The organism is Streptomyces sp. MGP-BFMKR1 (assembly GCF_057766585.1).
In genome coordinates this window covers 7,790,568-7,815,839 of sequence record NZ_CM173408.1, presented here as the reverse complement: position 1 = coordinate 7,815,839, position 25,272 = coordinate 7,790,568, and the positions used below count along the sequence as shown (strand labels likewise).

Genomic DNA, 25,272 nt, shown 5'->3' with positions numbered 1-25,272 from the left:
CCGTACAACCCGCCGCTCACGACTGGCCCACCGCGCTCAGCAGTTCCTGCCGAATGATGGCCAGCAGGCGGTCCTGGGACTGGTGCGCGTCGATGAACTGGTGGTCGCCGGCCATGGTGTGCAGCAGGAAGGGACCGGTGGTCAGTCCCTCCCACAGCTTGGTCTCCTCCGAGGCCACCCAGTCGTCCACGCCGTGGAAGGCCGTGATGGGCGCGGTGAAGGTCTCCTCGGGGTCGTAGGTGTAGCGGTCGATGAGGCTGCACGCCGCCAGCAGCTGCGGCAGCGTCGCCCGCGTCTCCACCTCGCCGTAGCTCCAGGCGTCCCCGTACGCGCGGACCACGACCTCGACGGCCTCGGGGTCGTGCCGGATCTCGTCGTAGGTAGGGATGCGCTTCATGCCGTTCTTCGCCAGCTCGTCCAGGATGTCCTGGATGCTGGGGTTGGGCCCGCTGGGCGCGGCGAAGCCCGAGACGAACGTCTTGACCAGGCGGGCGTCCGGGTTCAGGCCGAGCCGGTGGGCCAGTCGGAAGGAGAACAGCGCGCCCCAGCTGTGCCCGAAGGTGGCGCAGGGGAGGTCGAGCAGCTTCGGGTCGATGACGCGCTCCATGGTCCGCATGAAGGCGTCGAGGTCGGACGGGGCCCGCTCGTCCAGCCGCTTGGTGTCCATCCCCGGCAGCTTGATCGCGCACACGTCGATCTCCGGGCCCAGGCGCTCGCGCCAGTCGTCGAACAGGTCGGCGTCGCGGTAGCCGTTGGGGAAGCAGAACAGGCGCACCCTGGCGTCGGGGTTCGGCTCGTAGCGGTGCACCCAGTGCGCCGGGGACAGGTCGTCCTCGTACGGCTTGGTCTGGGTGGCGCGCAGTCCGCTGCCGCCGGGGAGCAGGTCCATAAGGCCCTGCGCGAGGCCGCGCAGGGTGTCGCTCTGGACCATGTCGGCGAAGGAGATGTCGACGGACAGCAGGGTGCCGGTCTTGTGGAAGAAGCGCAGGCCGGTCATGGAGTCCAGGCCGAAGTCGCTCATCGGCTGGTCCGGGTCGACCTCGTCCGGCTCCATCTCCAGGATGTGCGCGAGCAGCCGGCTCAGGTACTCCAGGACCATCTCCCGCTTGCGCTCGGCGTTCGCGTAGCCGTAGCGCTGGAGGAAGTCCCGGTCCTCACCCTCCTTGTCCAGCGTGGTGGCGTCCATCATGGCCTTGAGTTCGCCGAGCTTCTTCTCGTCGAACTCCTTGAGCCGGATGTGCCCGACCGAGGCCACGGTCGTGCCCGAGCCGTCCACGAGCCGGATGCTGCCGGTGATCTCCCCTCGCTCCGCGTCGTAGTCGGGGACGGCCACGCTGGCGAACAGCCCCTCGGCCGTGGAGCACGGGCGCAGGAGGACCTCGTCCATCTCGGCGACCATGTACTTGCGCCCGCTCGGGGTGCGGTCGACGGCCACGTAGTTGCAGGTCTGGGCGCAACTGTCGAGGACGCCGGGGTGGAAGCCGAGGGCGTACGCGCGGCGCGCGGTCGCTCCCTCGGGCGCCGCGAAACCGACGAGCACCTCGCTCTGACCGCGCCACCAGGCCCCGTCGACGTAGCGCACGGCCGGGCCGAAGTAGAAGCCGCGGTCCTGCTCCAGCGGCTCGTAGAACTCCTCGCGGGGCACGTGGCGGTCGCTGGCGCGCTGGGCGGCGGCGATGTCCAGCGGCGCGGCGTCGGCCACCTCGTCCGCGGGGCCCACGACGCCGTGCACGTTCAGGCTCCACTGCGCGGCGTCGGCCTCCTTGCTGTGGAACTGGAAGTCGAACGAGCCGTCGCCGTCGTCGCGCGGGTCGAGGACGAGCAGGACCTCCTTGGTCTCCTCGGCGAAGACCATGATGGGGGCCGTGAACCGCATGTCGCGCACCCGGCACAGCCGGCCCGGGTGTCGCTCGGCCAGCACGGCCCGCAGCATCTCCAGGTAGTAACCCACATGGACGACGCCGGAGTTGTCCACCAGCTCGGGGAAGTTCTGGTGGGCGAAGGTGTACAGGTACTGCTTCTGCCTGACCGGCAGCCCCAGCTCCTCGCCACGCAGCCCCTCGCGGCTGAGCCGCCCGCCGAGCCGGCCGGCCAGTTCGGCCGACTCCCGGTCGGCGCCGGAGTGGGCCAGCCAGTGGCGGGTCGGCTCGAAGGGGTAGTTGGGCAGCATCAGCTTGCGCCGGCCCTGGCCCGCGTAGTGGTCCTGCCAGTTCAGCGACGAGCCAAGGCAGGAGAGCCGGGCCAGCGCGCGCAGCAGCGCCTCCAGCGCGGGGCCCGCGTCGGTCAGCCGCAGCACGACGACGTCCTCGCGCTGGAGCACCTCGGCGTCGCGGGGCGCGCCCAGCTCGACGAAGAAGCGGTAGCCCTGGTCGTACAGCTCCCGCAGGCCCTCGTCGTAGCGGATCGGCGCGGTCAGCGCGTGGTCGCGGAAGTCGGCGCGCAGCGCCTCCGGGTTGTGGCTGGTGGTCAGGGTGTGCGGCGACTGGTAGCGGCTGTCGGGCTGCTGGTACGCGGCGTCGCGTACGGTGCGCCGCCAGCTCTCCGCCCGGCCCTGGTAGGCGGCGGAGGGCCAGGCGCCCTCCGGCTCCTGGGTGATCTCGGCGCCGGCGGCGGCCAGCGCGTCGGTGACCTGGGCGAGCGCCGTGGGGGCGCCGGAGAGCACCCGCTCGTTGGGCCCGTACACGGCCGACAGGTGGGCCTGGCCCTGCCAGTCGCGCAGCACGCCATCGAACGCCTCGCGCTCCAGGCGCACCCGGGCGAAGGCGACCGGCTCGGCCGACTCGCGCGCCCGCTCCAGCGCCAGGTGGTGGCCGACCGCGGCCTCCAGGTCGAGCACGCCGGAGATGACGGCCGCGACCAGCGACCCGGTGCGCTCGCCGAAGGTGATCTCGGGCAGCACGCCGTAGGAGGCGAGCAGCTTGCACAGGGCGTACTCGGCCGCGAACAGCCATGCCTGCCGGGCCTGTTCGGTGGCGGGCTCGGCCCCCTCGGTGGTGAGGGCCGCGAGCTGCGGGCCACAGGCGGTGTCGAAGTGCGCCAGGCACTCGGCGAGCGCGGCGCGGAAGACGGGGAAGTCGGCCGCGAGCGCGCGGGCCACCTCGAAGGTGTGCCCCGCGTCGCCGTGGAAGAGGAAGGCCAGCTTGGGCTGGATCTTCTCGTCGGTCTGCGCGGCGAAGGCCCGGCCGTCCGCGTGCGGGGTGAACAGGGTGCGCTTGGCGTTCCAACGGTCCCGGCCGTGGCTGCTGCCCAGGATGACCGAGGTGTCGGAGTACAGCGTCCCCTGCTCCTCGTACGCGGCGAGTACGGCGCCGAAGCTCTCGCGCAGCTCCGCCACGGTGGTGCCGAGGAAGACCGCGCGGTGGGTGAACGCGGTGCGGCAGGCGTTGGCCGTGTAGCACAGGTCCTCGACCGGGACGTCGGGGTGGCTGGCGAGGTACGCGTCGAAGCCGCGGATCTGGCGGACCAGCTTCTCCTCGTCGGTGGCGCTCAGCGTCAGCAGCGAGGAGGCGAGCCGGGGGCGGGCCGGCTGGCCGGTCGTGCCGGGCGCCGGCGCCTGGGGCGCCTCGGAGAGGATCAGGTGGGCGTTGGTGCCGCTGAAGCCGAAGGAGCTGATGGCGGCGTGCCGCGGCCGGTCGGGGTCGGCCGGCCAGTCGCGGACGGAGCGCGGGAAGTCGAAGGACTCCTTCAGCGGTTCCAGGCGCGGGTTCAGCTCGGTCAGCCCGGCGATGGGCGGGATCTGGCCGTGGTGCAGGCACAGCACGGTCTTGATGAGGCTGGCGATGCCGGCGCCGGCCTCCAGGTGGCCGATGTTCGCCTTGACCGCGCCCAGCGTCAGGCGGCGCGAGGGGTGGCCGTACACGTGGTGGATGGCGTCGATCTCGATCGGGTCGCCGAGCAGGGTGCCGGTGCCGTGCGTCTCCAGGTAGTCGACGGCCTCGGGGGCGACGCCGGCGTTGTGCAGCGCCCGGGCGAGCACGGCCTTCTGGGCCTGGCCGTTGGGCATGGTCAGGCCGCTGCTCTCGCCGTCGTTGTTGATGGCGCCGCCGCGGATCACGGCGTAGACGGTGTCGCCGTCGCGCTGGGCGTCCGAGAGCCGCTTGAGCACGACCATGCCGATGCCCTCGCCGCGGCCGTAGCCGTCCGCCGAGGCGTCGAAGGGCTTGGACCTGCCGTCGGCCGCCAGGGCGTTCATCATGCACAGCGAGGACATGACGCCCGGCGAGAGCATCATGTTCACGCCGCCGGCCAGCGCCGTGTCGCACTCCCCGCGGCGCAGCGCGTCGACGGCCAGCTGGGGGCCGACCAGCGACGAGGAGCAGGCGGTGTCGACGGAGAGCGCGGGGCCGTTCCAGCCGAACGCGTACGAGACGCGGCCGGAGGCGATGCTGGAGGTGGTGCCGGTGCCGATGTACTCGTTGACGTCGGCGGAGTCGCGTACGAGCTGGGCGTACTCGGAGTTGCTGGAGATACCGATGAACACGCCCGTGGAGCTGCCGCGCATCTCCTCCGGGTGCTGGCCGGCGTTCTCCAGCGCCTCCCAGGACACCTCCAGCAACTGCCGCTGCTGGGGGTCCATCGCGTTGGCTTCCAGCGGGGAGATCTTGAAGAACCGGGCGTCGAAGGCCGCCACGTCCCGCGCCAGGAAGTTGCTCTGCCGGATGTACATCTTGCCCGGCTTGCCCGGCGTCGGGTCGTAGTGGTCCTGGACGGGCCAGCGGTCGTCGGGCACGTCGCGGACGCCGACGCCGGCCTCCCGTACGAAGTCCCAGAACCGTTCGGGCGTGTCACACCCACCGGGGAAGCGGCAGGCCAGGCCGACCACGGCGACGGGTTCCCGACCGGCCTCGCGGTTCCTGGCCAACTGGCGGCGCAGGTTCTGGATCGTCAGGACTGACTGTTTCAGTACCTCGGTGGTGCTGCTCTTCGCCTGCTCACTCATGAAACATCCAGCCCCTCGTTCTCACTCAGCTCGATTTCCTTCCGCAGCAGGGCGACGAGGTCGTCCTCGCCCATGCCGTCCAGGTCGGACGACGCGGCGTCCAGGCCCCCCGGGTCGTCCACGCCCGCCAGGCCGTCCGGGCCGTCCAGGGGGGTGGCGGCCGGTGCCTGGTCGACGGAGGCCGCGCCGGCCGGCGGCTCGGCGCCCTCCTCGGTCGGCGCTCCGACCGGCAGCGTGGCCTCGATCTCCCGCGCCGGGACGCCCAGCATGCGGGTGATCTTCGCGATCTCGCCCTTGACCGTGACGACCTGCGGGTGGTCCAGGCCGACGCCGGTACGCAGCGCCTGCCAGCCCTCGGGGCCCTCCAGGACGACGGTGCCCAGCGTGTTGCGCATCCAGGTCAGGATCGTCTCGCTGGTCTCCATGCCGCCGGTGCGCCAGAACGACCAGTTCAGCGAGAGCGTGTGCCCCGGGCGCTCGCCGCGCTCGCACTGCTTCGCGCGGTACTCGGCGAAGGCGTCCAGGTAACTGTTGGCGAAGCAGTAGTCGCTCTGCCCGAAGTTGCCCAGGACCGCCGCCAGCGAGGAGAACATCACGAAGAGTTCCAGCGGCTCGTCCCGCAGCGCCTCGTCCAGGTACCGGGTGCCGAACACCTTGGCCCTGAAGACCTCCGCCATCTCCTCGGGGCGCTTGTTCTGGAGCGAGCCGTCCCGCAGCGCGCCGGCCGAGTGGATCAGGCCGGTGATCGGCCCGAACCGCCCGCGCACCTCGGCGACCAGGTCCGCGACCGCCTGCCGGTCGCCGATGTCGGCCCGCAGGTAGACGGCCTCGCCGCCGTCCCGGCCCCAGGAGGCGAGTTCGGCCAGCTTCTCGGCGTCCGCCGCGCGGCGGCCGACCAGGACGACCCTGGCCCGGTGCTCCTCGCTGAGGTAGCGGGCGAAGAGGCCGGCCAGGCCGCCGGGGCCACCGGTGATCAGGTAGACGCCGCCGGTGCCAAACCGGGGTTTGGCGGCTTCGATCTCGCCGGCGGGCACCGGGTGGAAGCAGCGGGTCCAGCGGCGGGTGCCGCTGTGCCGCAGCTCCACGTCCGCGTCGTCGTGGCCGAACTCGGCCATCAGCGCGGCGGCCATCCGGGCCCGGCTGAGGTTGGCGCGGGTGAACTCGACCGTCTTGTAGACCAGCAGCGGGCTCTCCATGCGGGCGGCCCGCACGAAGCCGCCGATGCCCTGGCTCTCCGGCGCCGCCGCCCCGCCGCGCGAGGCGTACGCGTACACCAGGCGGACCCGCTGCCCCGGCAGCTTGGCCAACACGGCCTGGCTGAGGGCGGTCAGGGCGTAGACGCCCTGGTGCAGGCCGGCCTCGATCCGGTCCGCATCGGCGTCGGAGCCGGCGGCCGACCAGTGGTGGATGATCCGGTCCACGGTCAGGTCGCGCTCGGCCAGCGCCGCGAGCAGGCGCTCGTAGCCGTCCCGCTCCAGCGGGTCGAGCTCGAACTCGTCCGGGCCGACGGCGCGGAACCCGCGCTCGCCCGGGCGGACGAGGACCACGTGCTCGGGGCGCTCGCCGGCCGGCAGGCCCAGCAGGGCGGTGCGCAGCTTCTCGCCGGTGTCCAGGAGCACGACCGTGCCCCCGGCCTGGCGCGCCGCGTTGGCGTGGGTCTCGACCCAGTCCCGGGTGAACAGCCACACGGGCGCGTCCGTGTCCTCGGCGGCCTGGGGCGCGGGTGACTGCTCGCCGGACACCTGTCCGCCGGCCTGGTCGAGCAGGTCCAGGAGGTAGGCGGCCACGTCGTTGATCGTCGGGTAGTTGAAGATGAGTTGCAGGTCCAGGCTCTGCCCGAACAGCCGCTCAAGCAGGTTGTGCATCTGCGTGGACGTGATGGAGTCCATGCCCAGCTCGAAGAAGCCGCGGTCGGTCTCGGGGAGCCGGCCGTCGGCGAAGCCGAGCAGGCCGGCGACCCGGTGCTGGAGGTAGCCCGCCATCAGTTCCAGGCGCTCGCCCCGGAACGCCTCGGCCAGTTGGCCCAGGAACGCGTGGTCCACGCCGTCGGGCTCCGCGTCGGCCGCGACCGGCGGCGCGGCGGCCGGCTCGGTCGCGGTGACCCGTACCGCGCCCTCGTACAGCCAGTGGGTGTCCCGCTCGAAGGGGTAGCCGGGCAGCGGCACGCGGCGGCCCGGGCGTCCGCGCCAGGCGGCCTCGAAGTCCACGTCGGCGCCGTCGAGCCACTGCCGGCCCGCCTCGTCGAGCCGCTCGCGCGCCGCGTCGGCCCGCCCGTCGGCCACGAAGCCCTTCAACTGGGCGGCGAGGTCGGCGTGGTCGGTGGCCGAGAAGGCGACGCGGTGCCGCTGGGGCCGGCGGCCGGTCTGGAGCGTGTACGCCACGTCGGCCAAGTCGGGCCGCGCGTGCGGCGCCGCCCCGTCCAGGTGGGCGTGGAGCGCGGCGGCGTAGCGCACCAGCGCCTCGGGGGTGCGGGCGGACAGCGGCACCAGGTGCGGGCCGCTGGTCGCCGCCACGGGGCGCGGCTGCCCGGTGTACTCCTCCAGGACCAGGTGGACGTTGACGCCACCCACCCCGAAGGAGCTGACCCCGGCACGTCGCGGCTGGCCCTGCGGGGGCTGCCAGGGCTCGGCCTCCAACTGGACCCGGAACGGCGTGCGGTCGAAGTCGATCTCCGGGTTGAGGCGCTCGGAGTTGAGCCGGCTGGGGAACAACCGCCCCTCGCGCATCTGCAACAAAACCTTGGTGACCTGGGAGATGCCGGCGGCGGCCTCCAGGTGGCCGATGTTGGACTTGACCGAGCCGATGGCGCAGTGCCGCCCGTCGTCGGGGAAGCCGTCGAACGCGGTGGCCAGCGCCTCGATCTCGATGCTGTCGCCGAGTGAGGTGCCGGTGCCGTGCGCCTCCAGGTAGCTGACGCCGCCCGGCTCCACGCCGGCCCTGGCCAGGGCGGCGCGGACCACCTCGGCCTGGGCGACCGGGTTGGGCACGGTGTAGCCGTTGGTCTTGCCGCCGTGGTTGACGGCGGTGCCCTTGATGACGCCGTAGACGTGGTCGCCGTCGGCCTCGGCCTGGGCGAGGGGCTTGAGGAGTACGGCGCCCACGCCCTCGCCGGGCACGTAGCCGTTGCCGCCCTCGCCGAAGCTCTTGCAGTGGCCGTCGGCGGAGAGGAAGTTGAACATGCCAAGGGTCAGGTACTTGCTGGGGTGCAGGCTCAGGTTGACGCCGCCGGCGATGGCGACCTCGGCCTCCCCGTGCCGCAGCGCCTCGCAGGCCAGGTGGATGGCGTACAGCGAGGAAGAGCAGGCGGTGTCCACGACCAGGCTGGGGCCGCGCAGGTTCAGCAGGTAGGAGACGCGGTTGGCCACCGAGTACAACTGCGAGTCGATCGGCACGTCCTTGCCGGCGGCCAGGTCCGCCGCGCCGTACAGCCCGTACTCGTTGAACGTGACGCCGGCGAAGACGGCCACGTTGCCGCGCCGGTCGCCGGCCTCCGGGTCGGCCAGGGACTCGGGGGTGTGGCCCGCGTCCTCCAGGCAGTGCCAGACGGCCTGCAGGAACAGCCGCTCCTGCGGGTCCATGTAGGCGGCGGCGCCGGGCGAGAGGTTGAAGAAGCCGGGGTCGAAGGCGAGCGCGTCGTCGAGGAAGCCGCCCCAGCGGCAGTCCACGTCCGGGAAGTCGCGGTGGTCCCAGCGCTCGGCCGGGATCTCGGTGATGGCGTCCCGGCCGGCGGCCAGGTTGGCCGCGAACTCCGCGAGCGTCGGCGCCTGCGGATAGCGCCCGCTGAGGCCGATGATGGCGATGTCCCCGGAGCCGGCCGTCGCGGCGCCGACCGGCGCGGGCGGTGCGGCGGGCGCCGGCGAGAGCGGGGCCGGTGCGGTGGCCACGGCGGCCGGCGCGCCCAGCTCCCGCGCGGCGCTGGTGGTCGCCAGGTGGCGGGCCAGGGACTCCAGGTCCTTGTACGTGAACAGCAACGACGTGGGCAGCGGGCCGTAGTGCGCCTCAAGCGCCCGGTTGAGCTGGGTGATGCGCACGGAGTCGACGCCGTAGTCCTCGAACGTCGCGTGCGCCTTCAGCCGGCCGACGGGGATCTTGAGCACGTCGGAGAAGCGGCGCTTGACGTCCTCCAGGACGACGGCGTGCAGTTCGTCGCCGCTCAGCGGCGCGGCCACGGGCGCGGGGGTCGGCGCGGGGCGCGGGGCCGCGGGCAGCGCGGGCACCGGGGCCGCGGCCGGGACCGCGACCGGCCCGCCGGACGTGGCGGCCAGCGCCGTGGCGGGCACCAGCGGGTCGTCCGGACCGACCGGGATCACCCAGTGCACCTCGCGGGCGAACGGGTAGGTCGGCAGCGGCAGCCGGCGGCGCCGCTGGGCCTGCCACAGCGGTGCCCAGTCGGCGTCGGCGCCCATGACCCACATCTCGGCGGTCTCGTCCAGCCGTCCCTCGGCGAGGAGTTGGCGGGTGTACTTCTGGGTGACGTCGTGTCGAAGGAGCGAGTGCAGCCGGCGGTCGTGGTCCTCGGTCGAGCCGCTCCACACGCCGGGCGCGTCCGCGCGGCCCTCCAGGTAGGCGCGCAGCCCCTGGCGCAGCTCGGCCAGGTCGCCGGCGCGCACGGCCAGCCGCTCGGCCATCGCCGCGCGCCCGGTCTGCAGCGTGTACGCCAGGTCGGCCAGGGAGAGCGCCGGCGCGACGGCCGGCCGCGCGGCGGGCTCGGGCGTCTGCCGGGCGCCGCACAGGTCGGCCAGGTGGGCCGCGGTGCGGGCGACGGTGGGTTGCTCGTGCAGCACCTCGGTCGGGAAGCCGAACCCCAGTCGCTCCTGCAGGCGCTCGTGGCAGGCGACCAACTCGTAGGCGCCCAGGCCCTGGTCGGCGTACGGCTCGTCGTCGGCGACGTCGGCGGGGCGCAGGCCGAGGGCGTGGGCCACCGCGGCCCGGGTCTCCTCACGCACCGCGTCGGGCGTCAGGGCCGTGGGCATCCCGGCCGCCGGCCGGGCGGCCGGGGTCGGGTCGGTCCGCCGGTCGACGTGGGCCAGGAGTCGCTGGGCGGCGGCCCGCAGCCCGTCCCGCTGCTGCGCGGAGAGCACGAAGAGGTGCTCGCGGGGCACGTCGTCCGTGGGGGCCGGCTGGGCCGGGGGCTCCTCGACGACGAGGTGGGCGTTGGTGCCGCCCGCGCCGAAGGCGCTGACGCCGGCCCGGCGCGGCAGGGCGCGGCCGTCCGGGCCCACCGGCGCCTGCCAGTCCTGGAGAGCGCGTTGGACGGTGAAGGGTGTCTCGGGGAAGTCGATGAGCGGGTTCAGGGGCGTGGTGTGCAGCGAGGGGACGAGTTGTCGGTGCCGCATCTGGAGGATGACCTTGGTCAGCGCCGCGATGCCGGCCGCCGACTCCAGGTGGCCGATGTTCGACTTGACCGAGCCGACCGCGCAGAACTGCTGGTCCTGGGTGGCCCGTCGGTACGCCTTGGTCAGCCCGGTGATCTCGATGGGGTCGCCGAGCGACGTGCCGGTGCCGTGCGCCTCGACGTACGAGACGGACCGCGGGTCCACGTCCGCCCGGGCGAGCGCCTCGCCGATCACCTCGGCCTGCGCCTGCGGGTTGGGCACCGAGTAGCCGCTGGTCCGGCCGCCGGCGTTGACGGCCGAGCCCTTGATGACGGCGTGCACGTGGTCACCGTCGGCGAGGGCCTGGTGCAGCGGCTTGAGCAGCACGGCGCCGACGCCCTCGCCGGGCACGTATCCGTCGCCGCCCTCGCCGAAGGCGCGGCAGCGGCCGTCGCTGGAGAGGAAGCCGCCCTGGCCCAACTGGATGTACTTGGCCGGGTGGGACATCACGTTGACGCCGCCGGCCAGGGCCAGTTCGCACTCGCCGCTGCGGATGGCGGTGCACGCCTGGTGGATGGCGACCAGCGAGGACGAGCACATGGTGTCGACCGTCATGCTCGGGCCGTGGAAGTCGAAGAAGTACGAGACGCGGTTGGCGACCGAGGCGTACGAGGAGTTGCCGTTGAGCCAGCCGCCGTGCTTGTCGGTGGCCAGGAGTTGGTAGAGGCCGAACATGACGCCGGCGTAGACGCCGACCTTCTTGCCGGCGAGCGCGTCGGGCGCGTACCCGGCGTCCTCGATGGTCTGGTAGGAGGTCTCCAGGAACAGGCGCTCCTGCGGGTCGAGGAACTCGGCCTCGACCGGCGGGATGTTGAAGAACAGCGGGTCGAAGAGTTCCACGCCGTCCAGGAAGCCGCCCCACCGGCTGTAGGTGGTGCCGGGCCTGCCGCGCTCCGGGGCGTAGAGGGCGCTGTGGTCCCAGCGGCGGCGCGGGACCTCGGTGACGCTGTCGGTGCCGGTGCGCAGGTTCTCCCAGAAGGCGTCGAGGTCTTCGGCGCCCGGGTAGCGGCCGGCCAGGCCGATGATGGCGATGTCCTGCTGGAAGGTCTCCCGCTGGGTGGTGTCCCGCTGGGTGGTCTCCCGCTGGGCGGCGGGCCGCGACGCGACGGGGTGGGCACGCTCGGCCACGGGCTGGTCGGCGGCTGGCGGTTCGGCCGCGGGCTGTTCGGCCCGGCCGCGCGCCTGGAGCAGGGCCCACTTGCCGGACAGCGCCTTGGCCGGCGCCACGGGTGCGGCGGGCTCGGGGGCGGCGGCCGGGGCCGGGTGCGGCGCGGGCTCGGCGGGGGTCGCCGCGGTCAGCCCGAAGTGCGCGCGGAGCTGGGGTGCCCGGGTGCGTACGAGGTGGTCGGTGAGGTCGTTGACGCTGTCGTACTCGAAGAACAGCGTCTTGGCGAGCGGGCCCAGGTCCTCTTCCAGTTCCTGGGTCATCCCGATGATGAGGATGGACTCGACGCCGTAGCGGCCGAACGAGGTGTCCGGCCTGATCTCGGAGGTGGGCAGCTTGGTGTAGCGGGAGACCAGGCGCACCAGGTGGTCGCGGGTCCGACCGCGCAACACCGGGTCGGCCTCCTCTTCGGCGGCGGCTGCGACGGGCGCCGGGGCCGCTTGCCGGGCGCTGGCCTGCGGGGCCTGCGGGCCGCGTTCCAGCGCCTCCCAGGTGCGGGACTCGCCCTTGACGACCACGACCTGCGGGGCGTCGCTGGTCAGCGCGGTGAAGAAGGCGTCGACGCCCTCGCCGGCGGTCAGCGGGTGCAGGCCCATTTCGTCCCTGGCCCGCTCCTCGGCGCCGTCCGCCGCGTGCATGGCGCCCACGCCCTGCCACAGCGGCCAGCCGATGGCCAGGCTCCGGCCGGAGCGCAGCCCGCGCCGGCGCAGCGCCTCGCGCCGGTGCGCGTACTGGTCGAGGTAGGCGTTGGCGAAGCCGTAGTCGGCCTGGCCGAGGTTGCCGAGCGTGCTGGCCAGCGAGGAGAAGAGCACGAAGAAGTCGAGCGGCTCGTCGCGCAGCGCGGCGTCGAGCAGGGCCGTGCCGCGGACCTTGGCGGCGAGCACGGCCGCCGCCTCCTCGTGGGTCTTCTTCAGCAGGAACGAGTCCTGGATGACGCCCGCCGAGTGCACGACGCCGGCCAGCGGCCCGAACGCGCTGCGGGCCTGGCTCACCAGCGTCGCCACGCCGTCGGCCGAGCTGACGTCGGCCTGGACGTACTGCGCCTGCGTGCCGCCGCTGGCCAACTGGGCCAGGGCGGCGCGGCCCCGCTCGTCCAGCGGGCGGCGCCCGCTGAGCACCAGGCGCACCGGCGCGCGCCGGGCGAGTTCGCGCGCGAAGATGAGGCCGAGCCCGCCGAGCCCGCCGGTGATCAGGTACGTGGCGCCGGGGCGCACCGGCCCCGGTCCCGCGGTCGCGGGCAGTGGCGCGGGCAGCGCGGCGAGGCCGCGTACGGTGCGGTGGTCGCCGTCGTAGCGGACCTGCGCCGCCTCGCGCGGCCGGTCGAACTCCGCGAGCAGCGTGGCGGCGGCGTCGTCCGCCGAGCGCGGGGTGAGGACGACGCTGCGGTAGTCGAAGGTGGGCTTCTCCAGGGCGACGACGCGGGCGAAGGCGCCGACGGCGGCGTGCCGGGGGCTCGCGCCGTCGGTGCCGTCGGCGCCCTCGGCGAAGGCGTGCACGAGTCGCACGTCGTGTTCGGGCCGCGCGCGCAGCAGGGCCTGGGTCAGCTCGTGCAGCAGGAAGTACTCCCGCTCGGCGGCGTGCGCGCCCTCGACCTCACCGGCGTCATCGGCCGGGGCGGGCCCGTGCCAGATCAGGATGCGGCCCGGCAGCGGGTGCGTGCGCAGCGCCGGCACCAGTTGGTCGGCCGCGCGCACCACGTGCAGCGTGGCGCCGGCGTCGTGGCGGGCCACCGCTCGGCGCAGGGCCTGCTCGGCGTCCTCCGACGGGGTGAGGGCCAGGATGTGGCCGCTCGCGCGGGGGGCGTCGGCCCGCGCGGGGTGCGCGGCGCGGGTGGGTTGCCACTGGGGGGTCCAGTACCGGACGTGCTCGGTCATTTCCTCATTCACCTGTCTCGGCCCCGGTCACAAACGACTTCAGGGCGTAGTCCTTCACGACCACGAGGGCCTTGCCGGTCAGGTCGGTCAGCGTGATGTCGAAGCGGTCGACGCTGCCGCCGGGCGCGGCGTCGCCGGCGCGACGCAGGTGCGCGACGCACTCCTCGGGCAGCGGCCCGCGGATGTCGATGGCGGCCACCGAGAACGGCAGCAGCAGCCGGTTGGCCCGGGGCTGCCCGGCCGGCTCCGCCATGAGCGCGATGACGGCCTGGAAGGCGCCGTTGACGAGCGCGGGGTGCAGGACGTCCGCCGGGTCCCGGTCGGCCGCCGGTGACAGCGCGAGTTGGGCCACCGCGTGGCCGTCGCCGTACAACACCTCTTCGATGACCTGGAAGCCCGGCCCGTTGTCGAGGCCGGCGGCGGCCATGGCCGCGTACCCGGCCGACCCGTCGAGCTTGCTCTCGCAGCGGGCGATGACGCCGGACAGGTCCAGGGGCGGCGCGCCGCCTGGCGGCGCGGCCGGCGCGGTGCCCAGGTCGATCCTGGCCTCCATGCAGACGCGGGCCGCCGGCGGCCCCCCGTCAAGGCCGACGCGGACCAGGACGGACTCCTCCTCGGGGACGAGTCGCACCGTCACCTCGACGGGCTCCTCCCCCACCTCGATCGGGTGCCGCCACATCACGTCCCGTACGGAGCGCACCTCCTGCTCCAGGCTGAGCGCCCCGGCCAGGCGGGCCATCTCCAGCGTCACGGCGCCGGGCAGCACCTTCCGGCCGCCGACGCGGTGGCCGTCCAGGAAGGGTTCGCGGCCGGTGAAGGCGGTGGTGAAGCGCTGCTCGAAGAGGGAGGAGCGGTTGTGGTGCAGCAGCGGGGCCACCCGCCCGTTCGGCAGCGCGGCCGGCGCGGGCGCCGGCGCGGCCAGGGGCGCGGCCGTGTCCCGGGGCGGCAGCCAGTGCCGCAGCCGGGCGAAGGGGTAGGTGGGCAGGCTGACGCGGCGGCGGGTGCCGGGCGTGGTGAACGCCTCCCAGTCCAGGTCCTGGCCGCCCACCCACAGGTCGAGCAGCGCGCCGTGGTCGCCGGCCGCGTACCGGGCGCGCAGCTCGTCGCCGGCGGGCCCGCGCGGCGGCGGCACGGGGGTGGTGACGGTGCCCTGGTGCGGGGCGGGGTGGCCGGCGACGAAGTCGGCCAGGGCCGCTTCGAGGTCGGCCTGCTGGCTGACGACGAAGCCGATGCGCTCCTCGTACGCGTCGCGGCCCACCTGGAGGGTGTAGGCGACGTCGGCCAACTCGGTTGCGGTCAAACGGCGTTCGCGCAGCCAGTCCAGCAGGCGCTGGGCGAGGGAGCACAGTTGGTCGGCGCGTCGCGCCGTCAGGCGCACCAGGACCGGCCCGGCCGCGTCGTCGGGGGTGGTGGGCGCGGCGGTCGGCTGGTACTCGGCGATCACCACGTGCGCGTTGGTGCCGCCCGCGCCGAAGCTGGAGATCCCGGCGACGCGCGGCCCGTCGGGCGCCTCCCAGGCGGTCACCTCCTGCGGCACCGTGAACGGGGTGGCCGCGAAGTCGATCTCCGGGTTCAGCGCGGTGGAGTGCAGTGACGGAACGATCTCCCCGTGGCGCATCTGGAGCAGCACCTTGCTGATCCCGGCGATGCCGGCGGCGCTCTCGCAGTGGCCGATGTTCGACTTGACGGAGCCGAGGTAGCAGCGGCGGGCCTCGGTGGCCTCGCTGCCGAACGCCTTGGTGAGCGCGGAGACCTCGATCGGGTCGCCGAGGCGGGTGCCGGTGCCGTGTGCCTCCACGTAGGAGACCTGGCGGGGTTCGACGCCGGCCCGGTCCAGGGCGCGGCGGATGACGGCCGTCTGCGCGTGCGGGTTGGGCACGGTGTAGCCGTTGGTCTTGCCGTCGTGGCTGACGGCGGTGCCCTTGATGACGCCGTAGACGTGGTCGCCGTCGGCCTCCGCCCTGGCCAGCGGCTTGAGCAGTACGGCGCCCACGCCCTCGCCGGGCACGTAGCCGTCGCCGCCGCTGCCGAACGACTCGCACCGGCCACGGGTGGAGGCGAAGTGGTTCTTGCCGAGCATCAGGAACTTGTTGGGGTGCAGGGACAGGTTGACGCCGCCGGCCACGGCCGCCTCGCACTCGCCGGAGAGCAGGCTCTGCGCGGCAAGGTGGATGGCGACCAGGGACGAGGAGCACATGGTGTCCACGGCCAGGCTCGGCCCGTGGAAGCCGTACTGGTACGAGACCCGGTTGGCGATGGAGGCGGCGCTGCCGGTGAGGGTGACCATCTCGCCGCGCACCTGCTGCTGGGCCGCGTAGAGCTGGTACTCCTCGTACATCACGCCGACGTAGACGCCGACGGCCTGCCCGGTCAGCGAGCGGCGGCTGTAGCCGGCGTCCTCCAGGGCGTGGTGGACGCACTCCAGGAAGATCCGCTCCTGCGGGTCCATCACCTCGGCCTCGCCGGGCGAGATGTTGAAGAACAGCGAGTCGAAGCTGGCGGCCTCGTCGACGAACCCGCCCCAGCGGGCGTAGGTCCGCTCCTGTCGGCTGGTGCCGGCGGTCAGGTACGGGGTGTGGTCCCAGCGGTCGGCGGGGATCTCGGTGACGGAGTCGCGGCCGGAGCGCAGGTTGGTCCAGAACTGCGCCATGTCGTCGGCCTGCGCGTACCGCCCGGCCAGGCCGACGATGGCGATGTCCAGGCCGCCGCCCGCCTCGGGCGCCCGCGGGGCGCTGGCCGTGGCCGGGCCGGTGAAGGCGCGCGACCAGTTGGCGGGCAGCGCGACGGGGGCGCGCTCGGTGGTCGGTTCGGCGGTCGGCTCGGCGGCCGGCGACACCCGCGCGGCCGGCGCCGGGGCCGGCGTGCGCGGCCCGGCCAGGTCGGCGGCCTGCCGTGGGTGGCTCTGGCACAGCGCCTCGGCCAGTTCCATGACGGTCTGGTTCTCGAAGAAGATCGTCTTCGGCAGGGGCCCGAAGTGCTCCTCCAACTGCTGGGTGAGGTTGATGATGAGCACCGAGTCGATGCCGTAGTTCTCCAGCGGTACGTGCACGTCCACGCGCGCGGCGTCGAGCTTGATCTCCTCGGCGACGATGCCCTTCAGGGCGACGGCCAGCAGGTCGGTCAGTTCCTCGGCGTCCGCCGCCGGCCGGCTCGGGGCGACGGCGGGCGCGTCGGTGGCCGTCGCGTCGGTGGCCGTCGCGGCGGGCGCCTGGGGGGCGTTGCCGGTCTGGGCGCGCAGGTACGCGCGGAGCTTGGTGGCCTCGCCGATCAGCGGCAGGACCTGGTCCTCGCCGGTGGCCACGCAGGCGGCGAGCGCGTCCAGGCCGGTGGCCCGGTCGAGGACGGCCAGGCCGGCGGCCTCGGTCGCGGCCCGCGCCTGCTCGGCGCTCAGCCCCATGCCGCCGTCCTGCCAGAGCTGCCAGTTGACGGACAGCGTCCGCCCGGCGCGCTCGCCTCGGGCCACGAGCGCGTTGCGGTGGGCGGCGTAGTGGTCCATGAACGCGTTCCCGGCCGCGTAGTCGGCCTGGCCCGCGTTGCCGAGGGCGCCGGCCGCCGAGGAGAAGAGCCAGCAGAAGTCCAGCGGCAGGTGCGCGGTGGCCTCGTCCAGCGCGATGAGCCCGGCCGTCTTGGAGGCGAGCACCGCCCGGGCGTCCTCGGCCGTCTTGCCGGTGATCAGGCGGTCCCGGGTGACGCCCGCGCAGTGCAGGACGCCGTGCGGGCCACCGTGCTCGACGGCGACGCGGGCGACCAGCGCGCGACAGGCCGCCGGGTCCGTGACGTCGGCCTGCGCGTAGACGGCCACCGCGCCGTGGGCCCGCAGTTGGTCCAGGGCCGCCTCGGTCCGGGCGCTCGGCGCGGAGCGGCCGGTGAGGATCAGGTGCGGGGCGCGGACGCTACGGGCGATCTCGTCGGCCATCAGCAGGCCGAGGCCGCCGGCGCCGCCCGTGACGAGGTAGACCCCGCCGTCGCGCCACAGTGGCGCGCGCTCACCGGCCGGCGCGGGCAGCTCCGCCCACTGCCGGGTCTCGCGCCGGCCGTCGACGTAGCGCACCACCTGGTCGGCGGGCCAGGCGCGCTCGGCGCGCAGCCGCTCGGCCAGCTCGGCCGGGCGCGGCGCGTCCTGGCAGCGCACGAGTTGGGCGCTGGCGGCCGGGTGCTCGCCGCGCAGCGACTGGAGGAAGCCGGCCAGTCCGTACGAGGCGTCGTCGGCGGCCACGACCTGTACCAACAGACTCTGCTTGCGGGTGTCGTGGAGGAGCCGCGCGGTGTGCCGCAGCAGGTCGACGACGTGGTCCTGGTAGCGGTCTGCGGGCCGGGTAGCGGCCGACGCGATGGCCCGTACGTCGGCCTCGGGCAGATGCGCGGCCAGCTCGTCGAGCAGGCCGGCGGCGGGCTCGCAGACCAGCACGGTCCACCGGTCGAGGTGGGCCGCCGCCGTGGGGGTCGGCCGCGGCGCGGCCTGCCACCGGGGGGCGAACAGCAGGCGCTCCGTCGGCGCGGCGGCGCCCGAGCCCGCGTCGAACGCGTAGCTCTTGAACGCCACCTGGTCCAGGCGGACCGCGACCCGGCCGGCGTCGTCGCACAGCGTGATGTCGATCTTCTTGAGCCGGTCCCCGCCGCCCGCGCCGCGCGCCGGGCGCAGGTGGGCCCACATCACGGGCGACGTGGCGCCCGCGACGGCGACCGACCGGACGGCGAACGGCAGTTCGGCCGAGTTGCCCTCGGCCTCCGGCAGCGTGGCCGGGTCATCGGGGGCGTCTGGCAGCGACAGCGCGAGCGTGGCCTGGAGCGCCGCGTCCAGGAGTGCGGGATGCAGCGTGTAGCGGCCGGCGTCGGCGGTGACGCCCGCCGGCAGGCGCAGCGCGACCAGTGCCTCGTCGGTTCCCCGGTAGACGGTCTGGATGGCCTGGTGTGCGGGTCCGTAGGCGATGCCCATCCGGGTGAACGTCTCGTACGCCCAGGCGCCCTCGACGCTCGGGCGGGTGCAGCGGGCCCGGAGGGCGGCCAGGTCGAGCGTCTCGGCGGGCGCCGCGGCCGGCGCGGCGAGTTCGACCTCGCCCTGGCAGTGCGTGTCGTCGCCGTGGACGCGGAACGCGATGGCGTCCGCGCCCTGCCCCGGTGTCAGCGAGACGTGCACGGTGCGCGGCTCGTCGGCCACGGTGCACGGCCGCAGCCACACCACGTCGCGCACCCGCAGCTCCGCGTCCCGCGCCTGCTCGGGAAGGGCGGCGCGCACCGCGGCGAGCGCCATCTCCAGGTAGGCCACGGCCGGCAGCAGCTTCTGGCCGCCGACGCGGTGGTCGGCGAGGAAGAACTCCCGGCCGGTGAACGTGGAGCTGAAGCGGAGCCCTTCGAGGTCGGAGCTGTTGCGGTGCAGCAGCGGGTGGAGTTGCTCGGCGCCCGTGGCCGGGCGGGGCGTGGCGGGGCCGGTGACCCAGCAGCGCTCCCGGGCGAAGGCGTAGCCGGGCAGCGGCACCCGGCGCGGCGGCCGGTCGTACAGCAGCGACCAGTCCATGGCGATGCCCTCGACCCACAGCTCGGCGACCTTGTCCAGGCGCCGGTCGCGCAGCAGGCCGGACATCATGTCGGAGTCCTCGAAGAGGCCGACCAGCAGCTTGGACTGCCGCCCCGCGCCACGGCTGTCGCCGGTGTGGACGCGTGCGGCGCCCGCCTCGCCGGCCAGGTAGGCCGCGAGCGCGGACGTCAGCTCGGCGAGGTCGTCCGCGACGACCGCGAGCCGCTGCTCCATGGCCTCGCGGCCGACCTGGAGGGTGTGGGCGACGGAGGCGAGGTCCGCGCCGTCGAAGCCGTCCCGGGCCGCGACGAGGTGGTGGGCGACCAGTTCCCGCAGCCGCTCCTCGTCGCGTGCGGAGTAGACGAACAGGTGCGGTCCGGCGGCCTCGGCCGGCCGGGGGCGCCGCTCGACGTACTCCTCGACGATCAGGTGGGCGTTGGCCCCGCCGGCGCCGAACGAGCTGATCCCGGCCCGCAGCGGCTGGCCCTCCGGCGCCCGCCAGGGGGCCAGTTCCTGCTGGACCACGAAGGGGCCGCGGGCGAAGTCGATGTACGGGTTGAGCGTGGTCGAGTGCAGCGACGGCGCCAACTGCCGGTGCTTGAGCTGGAGCAGGACCTTGGTCAGGGCCCCGATGCCGGCCGCGGACTCCAGGTGTCCGATGTTCGACTTGAGGGAGCCGATGGCGCAGAAGCCGGTGTCGTCGGTGTGCTGGCGGAAAGCGTTGGTGAGCGCGGTGATCTCGATCGGGTCGCCGAGCGAGGTGCCGGTGCCGTGCGCCTCGATGTACGAGACGGTGCGCGCGTCCACGCCGGCGTCCGCGAGGCCCGAGCGGATCAGGTCGGCCTGGGCGTTGGGGTTGGGCACCGTGAAGCCGGAGGTCTTGCCGCCGGCGTTGATCGCGCTGCCCTTGATGACGCCGTAGACGTGGTCGCCGTCGGCGACGGCGCGCTCCAGGGACTTGAGCACCACCGCGCCCACACCCTCGCCGGGCACGTAGCCGTCACCGCCCTCGCCGAAGCTGCGGCACCGGCCGTCGGTGGCGGCGAAGTTGCCCTGGCTGAGCAGGATCAGCTTGTTCGGGTGGATGGTCAGGTTGACGCCGCCCGCGATGACCACGTCGCTCTCGCCACGGCGGATGCTCTCGCAGCCCAGGTGGATGGTGGTCAGCGACGAGGAGCACATGGTGTCCACAGCCATGCTCGGGCCGTGCAGGTTCATGAAGTACGACACGCGGTTGGCGATCGCCGCGAACGAGGACGGCACCGGCACCGGCTCGCCCTTGATCTCGCCCTGGAACAGCTCGTACATCCCGTACATGACGCCGACGTAGACCCCGACGGTCTGGTCGGCCAGCGCGGTACGGGTGTAGCCGGCGTCCTCGACGGCGCGCCACGCGGTCTGCAGGAAGAGGCGGGCCTGCGGGTCCAGAAAGTCGGCCTCGCCCGGGGAGATGTTGAAGAACAGCGGGTCGAACTGGTCGACGCCGTCCAGGAAGCCGCCCCACTTGGCGTACGCCTTGCCGGGGGTGCGGCCCTCGGGCGCGAAGTACTGGGCGTGGTCCCAGCGGTCGGCCGGCACCTCGGTGACGGAGTCCGTTCCCGAGGCGAGGTTGGCCCACAGTTCCCGCAGGTCGTCGGCGCCCGGGTAGCGGCCGTCGACGCCGATGACCGCGATGTCCTGGGCACTGGCGGGCGCGGGCCTCACGCGCGGGGAGGTGGCCGTGGCGGCCGTCGCCCGGAAGCGGGGGGCCGCGTGCCGGGTGGCCACGGGCTCCGGCGTGGCGGGCCGCCGTGCCGGCTCGGCGACCGCGGCCCCGGGCTCGGCCTCCGGCGCGGGCTCGGGGGCGCCGAACAGGCGCTGGAGGTCGGCCGCGCGGTCGGCCACGAAGTGGTCGGCCAACTCCTCGATGCTGCCGTACTCGAAGAACAGGGTCTTCGGCAGCTCCCCGAAGTCCTCCTCCATCCGCCGGGTCAGGCTGATCATGACGATCGAGTCGATGCCGAAGACCTCGAAGTCGTCGGCGGCGTCGATCTTGTCCGGGTCGCTCTTGATCCGCTCGCTGATGATGCGCGTGAGGTAGCCGACCGCCTGCCTCCTCAGCTCGGCCGTCGGCGCGCTCGGCGCGGCGGGCGCGGCCGACGCGGACACGGGTGCCTCGAGGGCGGCCGGGGCCTCGGCCGGGGGCTCGATGCCGAAGGTGCGGCGGATGGCCGCCGCGTCGCCGCTGGCGTACACGACGTGCGGCTCGGGCAGGCGCAGCGCGCGCTCCAGGGCCCGGCAGCCCTCGTCCGACGCGAGGGGGGCGATGCCGAGTTGGTCGCGCAGCGCGCGGGCGGCCTCCGGCTGGATGGCCATGCCGCCGTCGGCCCAGAACGGCCAGCCGATCGAGACGGTACGGCCCGAGCGCAGCCCCTGGCGGCGCAGTTCCTCGCGCTCGGCGGCGAACGCGTCCTGGTAGGCGCTGGCGAAGCAGTAGTCGCTCTGGCCCAGGTTGCCGAGGACCGCGGACATCGAGGAGAACAGCGCGAACAGGTCGAGCGGCTCGTCCCGCAGCACCTCGTCCAGGTGCCGGGTGCCCGCGACCTTGGGGGCGAGCACGGCGGCCACGTCGGCCGCCGACTTGTTGCGGATCAGCGCGTCGCGCAGGGTGCCGGCGGAGTGCAGCACGCCGTCGATCCGGCCGAAGCGCTCCTTGGCGCGGGCGACGAGCGCCTCGACGTCCGCGCGGCGGGAGACGTCGGCCGGCACGTAGAGGGTGTGCGCGCCGGGCAGTTCGGCGTCCGGCTCCAGCTCCCGGCGACCGGTCAGGACGAGGCGGGCGTCGTGGGCCCGGCTGAGGTGGCGGGCGACGGCCAGGCCGACGCCGCCGAGCCCGCCGGTGATCAGGTACACGCCGCCCGTACGGAAGGCCGGCACGCCCTCGGCGCCGGTCGCGACCTCCGCCGTGCGCAGCGCGCGCCGGGTCGCGCCGTCCCACCACAGGTCCACCGCGTCGGCCGGGTCCGCGGCCAGTTCCCGGCGCAGCCGGTCGACCGGATCGCCGTCGGGCGCGAGGCCCACGGCGCGGGCCGTGACGAACCGGTCCTCCTTCAGCAGGCTGCGCAGGTAGCCGCCGACGGCCCGGTGCTCGGGGTGCGGTCGGTCGCCCGGGACCGGGTACGCGTACACCAGGTCGACCTGCCAGCGGGGCCCGGCGGTCGCCAGGGCGCCGGCCAGGGCGTGCACGGCGTACGGGCCTTCGGCCGGTTCGGCGGCCACCAGCACGATCCGGTCGGGGAGCCGGTCGTGCCGGCGCAGCGCGTCGAGCAGCAGCGCGTGGTCGTCCCGCTCGGTCGGGCGCAGCGTGAACCGCGTCCCGGCGTCGTCGGCGGCGAAGCCGGTGCCCGCGACGGCCACCACGTCGGCCAGGTCGGCGAGGGCGGCGATGCCGGCGAGCGGGCCGGTCGTGGTGGCGTCGGCGCCGGTGAAGAGCACCAGGGTGCGGGCCCGGTCGGCGGTGCCGTGCTGGCGGGCCGGCGCCTCCTGCCAGCGCTGGGTGAGGAAGACCGGCTCGGGCGTCTCGGGGCGGCCGGCGGCCCGCACGGTGAAGCCGGTGACCTCGGCCGCCACGGCGCCGCGCGCGTCGGTGATCGTGACGTCGAAGGCCCGGCTGCCGGGCGCGTCGGCCCCGGCGGGGCGCACGTGCGCGTGGGCCGGCGAGGGCAGCGGGGCGAAGCAGCGGAGGCGGTCCACCGCGAAGGGCAGGTAGACGGTGCCGTCGGTGGCCAGGAACGGGCGGATGGCCTGCCAGGCGCCGTCGAGCAGCGCCGGGTGCAGGGCGAACCCGGGCCGGTCCGTGTCCAGTGCGAGGGTGGCCAGCGCGTCGGTGGGCCCGTACGCCAGCTCGCGCAGGGTGCGGAAGGCGGGGCCGTAATACACCCCGGAGCCCGGCTCGTCGGCGCTCGCGCCCTGCTCGGGGTACAGGTCCGCGTGGTCGAGCCGGGTGGCGCAGCGCGCGCGCAGCGCGGCGAGGTCCAGCGGGGGCGGCGCGGTCGCCGGCTCGAAGCCCAGGTGGCCGCTGGCGCACACCGTGCCGTGCCCGTCGTGCACCTCGAAGCCGGCCGCGGTGCCGGCGGTGGGGAACAGCGCGACCTCCACGCGCTGGTCGACCACCGGCCGGGCCCAGACGACCTCGCTGACCTCGGTGACGGGCTGGCCGGCGGACAGCTCGCCCGCCGCGCGCGCCATCTCCACCACGGCGGCGCCGGGCAGCACGGGCGTGCCGTCGACCCGGTGGTCGGCGAGGAAGAACTCCTGGCCGGTGAAGTGGGAGCGGAAGCGCTGCCGGGTGAAGTCGGAGACGTTCTCGTGCACCAGCGGGTGCGGCGCGGACGCCCGGCCGGGGCCCTCCGCGTCGCCCGCCGCCCGCTCACCGGGCGCGGCGGCGGCCGACTGCGGGTACCAGTGGCGCGACTTCTCGAAGGGGTAGGTCGGCAGCGGGACGCGGCGCGGGGACAGGCCCGCCCACTCCCCCGACCAGTCCGCGGGCCCGCCCTCGACCCAGTCGCGACCGGTCGGCCGCTTGGCGACGCGCCCGCGCCGGACGCCCGGCAGGCTCTCGCCGTGCCGCGCGAACGCGTCCAGGGCCGCCAGCAGGGTCTCCCGGTCGCGCGCGGTGACGGCCAGCCGCTCGCGCATCGGCTCCCGGCCGGTCTGCAGGGTGTACGCGACGTCGTCCAGGTGCGTCTCGGGGTGCGCGGTGAGATGGTCGGCCAACCGGCGGGCCGCGTCCCGCAGTTGGGGCTCGGCCTTGGCCGACAGGACGAAGGTGTGCTCCCGGTCGCCGGCGCGCCGGGGCGCGGGGCGGGCGGCGGTGGGGACGTACTCGTCCACCACCACGTGGGCGTTGGTGCCGCTGAAGCCGAACGCGCTCAGGCAGGCGCGGCGCGGCGCGCCCGGCGCGGGCTGCCACGGTCGGCCCTCGGTGGTCAGCACGAAGGGCGAGCGCTCGAAGTCGAAGTGCTCGTTGGGCGAGTTGACGTGCAGCGTCGGCGCGAGCTTGGCGTGCCGCAGGGAGAGCAGGATCTTGTGCAGCCCGGCGACGCCCGCCGCCGCCGACATGTGGCCGACGTTGGACTTCACCGAGCCGATGGCGCAGAAGTTCCGCTGGTCGGTCCAGGTCCGGAAGGCGGCGGCCAGCGCCTCCAGCTCGATCGGGTCGCCGAGCTTGGTGCCGGTGCCATGCAGTTCCGCGTAGCTGATGGTCGCCGGATCGATGCCGTGCCGCTCGTACGCCGCCTTGACCAGATCGATCTGGCTGCCGAGGTTCGGCGCGGTGATGCCGTTGGTGCGGCCGTCCTGGTTGATGCCGCTCGCGGTGATCACGCCGTAGATCTGGTCGCCATCGCGCTCGGCGTCCGCGAGCCGCTTGAGGACCACGGCTCCGGCGCCCTCGCCCGGCACGAACCCGTCGGCGCCGTTGTCGAACGTCTTGCACCGGCCGTCCGGCGAGAGCATGCCGGCCGAGCACATGTGCATGTACGAGTCGGGGCTCAGGTACAGCGAGGCGCCACCGGCGAGGGCCATGTCGATCTCGCCGCGCTGGAGGGCCTGCACGCCGAGGTGCACGCTCACCAGCGAGGAAGAGCAGGCCGTGTCGACCGTGAGGGCCGGGCCCTTGAGGTTCAGGAAGTAGGCGAGGCGGCCGGCGGCGATGGCGTTGCTGACGCTGGTGACGCTCGGCAGCTCGTCGCCCTCCTGGAGCGCCTCGTGGGCGAGGGTGTAGTAGTCGCTGCTGGCCAGCCCCAGGTAGACGCCGCAGTTGCTGCCGTCGAGGCGCTGCCGCGAGTACCCCGCGTCCTCGAAGGCGCGGTACGCCTCCTCCAGGAAGATGCGGTGCTGCGGGTCCATCATCTCCGCCTCGGAGGGGGAGATCTCGAAGAAGAAGGAGTCGAAGGCGTCGATGTCGTCGAGCAGGCCCATCCACCGGCAGTAGATGGAGCCTTCCTTGCCGACGGTCGGGTCGTAGTACCGCTCCATGTCCCAGCGGTGGGGCGGGATCTCCCGCACCGCGTCCTGGCCCTGGTCCAGCAACTGCCAGTACTGGTCCAGGTTCTCGGCCGTGGCGTACCGGCCCGACATGCCGACGACGGCGATCGGGGACGGCCGCCCGTCGGGACCCGCCGCCGGGGCGGAGGCGGGCGCGCTGGCGGGCGCGGTCGCCGGCGGGGGGTTGGGCGCGGTCGCGGGCTTGGTCGCCGGCGGGGTAGCAGGCTCGGGCGTGGGGTGGCCGGCCGGCCGCGCCGGGGTGGACGCGGCGGTGGCCCCGGCCCCGGCCCCGGCCCCGGCTTGCAGCAGCTTGCGGGCCTCGTCCGGGGTCAGCCGCTTCTCGCGCAGCGCGGCCAGAATCTCCTGGCGATTCATCG

The 25,272-nt window shown here is 74.4% G+C and carries 3 protein-coding genes; all 3 read right to left on the bottom strand.

The features are described from left to right. Positions 1-16 precede the first annotated feature (16 nt). From AC3CHW_RS31325 to AC3CHW_RS31315, 3 genes are read right to left on the bottom strand one after another with little or no spacing between them, the layout of a single operon-like run. Positions 17-4,939 carry a beta-ketoacyl synthase N-terminal-like domain-containing protein gene (locus tag AC3CHW_RS31325; RefSeq protein WP_488468713.1) on the bottom strand — a complete coding sequence of 1,641 codons (4,923 nt, stop codon included), beginning with the start codon at positions 4,937-4,939 and terminating at the stop codon, positions 17-19. Further along, the gene (locus tag AC3CHW_RS31320; protein WP_488468712.1) at positions 4,936-13,353 is read right to left on the bottom strand and encodes an SDR family NAD(P)-dependent oxidoreductase; all 8,418 of its coding nucleotides are present in this window, start codon (positions 13,351-13,353) and stop codon (positions 4,936-4,938) included. The genes AC3CHW_RS31325 and AC3CHW_RS31320 overlap by 4 nt, the downstream gene beginning before the upstream one ends. Before the next feature lie 4 nt (positions 13,354-13,357). Next, positions 13,358-25,270 (bottom strand): SDR family NAD(P)-dependent oxidoreductase, encoded by an 11,913-nt coding sequence (locus AC3CHW_RS31315; protein ID WP_488468711.1) that lies wholly within the window; start codon positions 25,268-25,270, stop codon positions 13,358-13,360. Positions 25,271-25,272 lie beyond the last annotated feature (2 nt).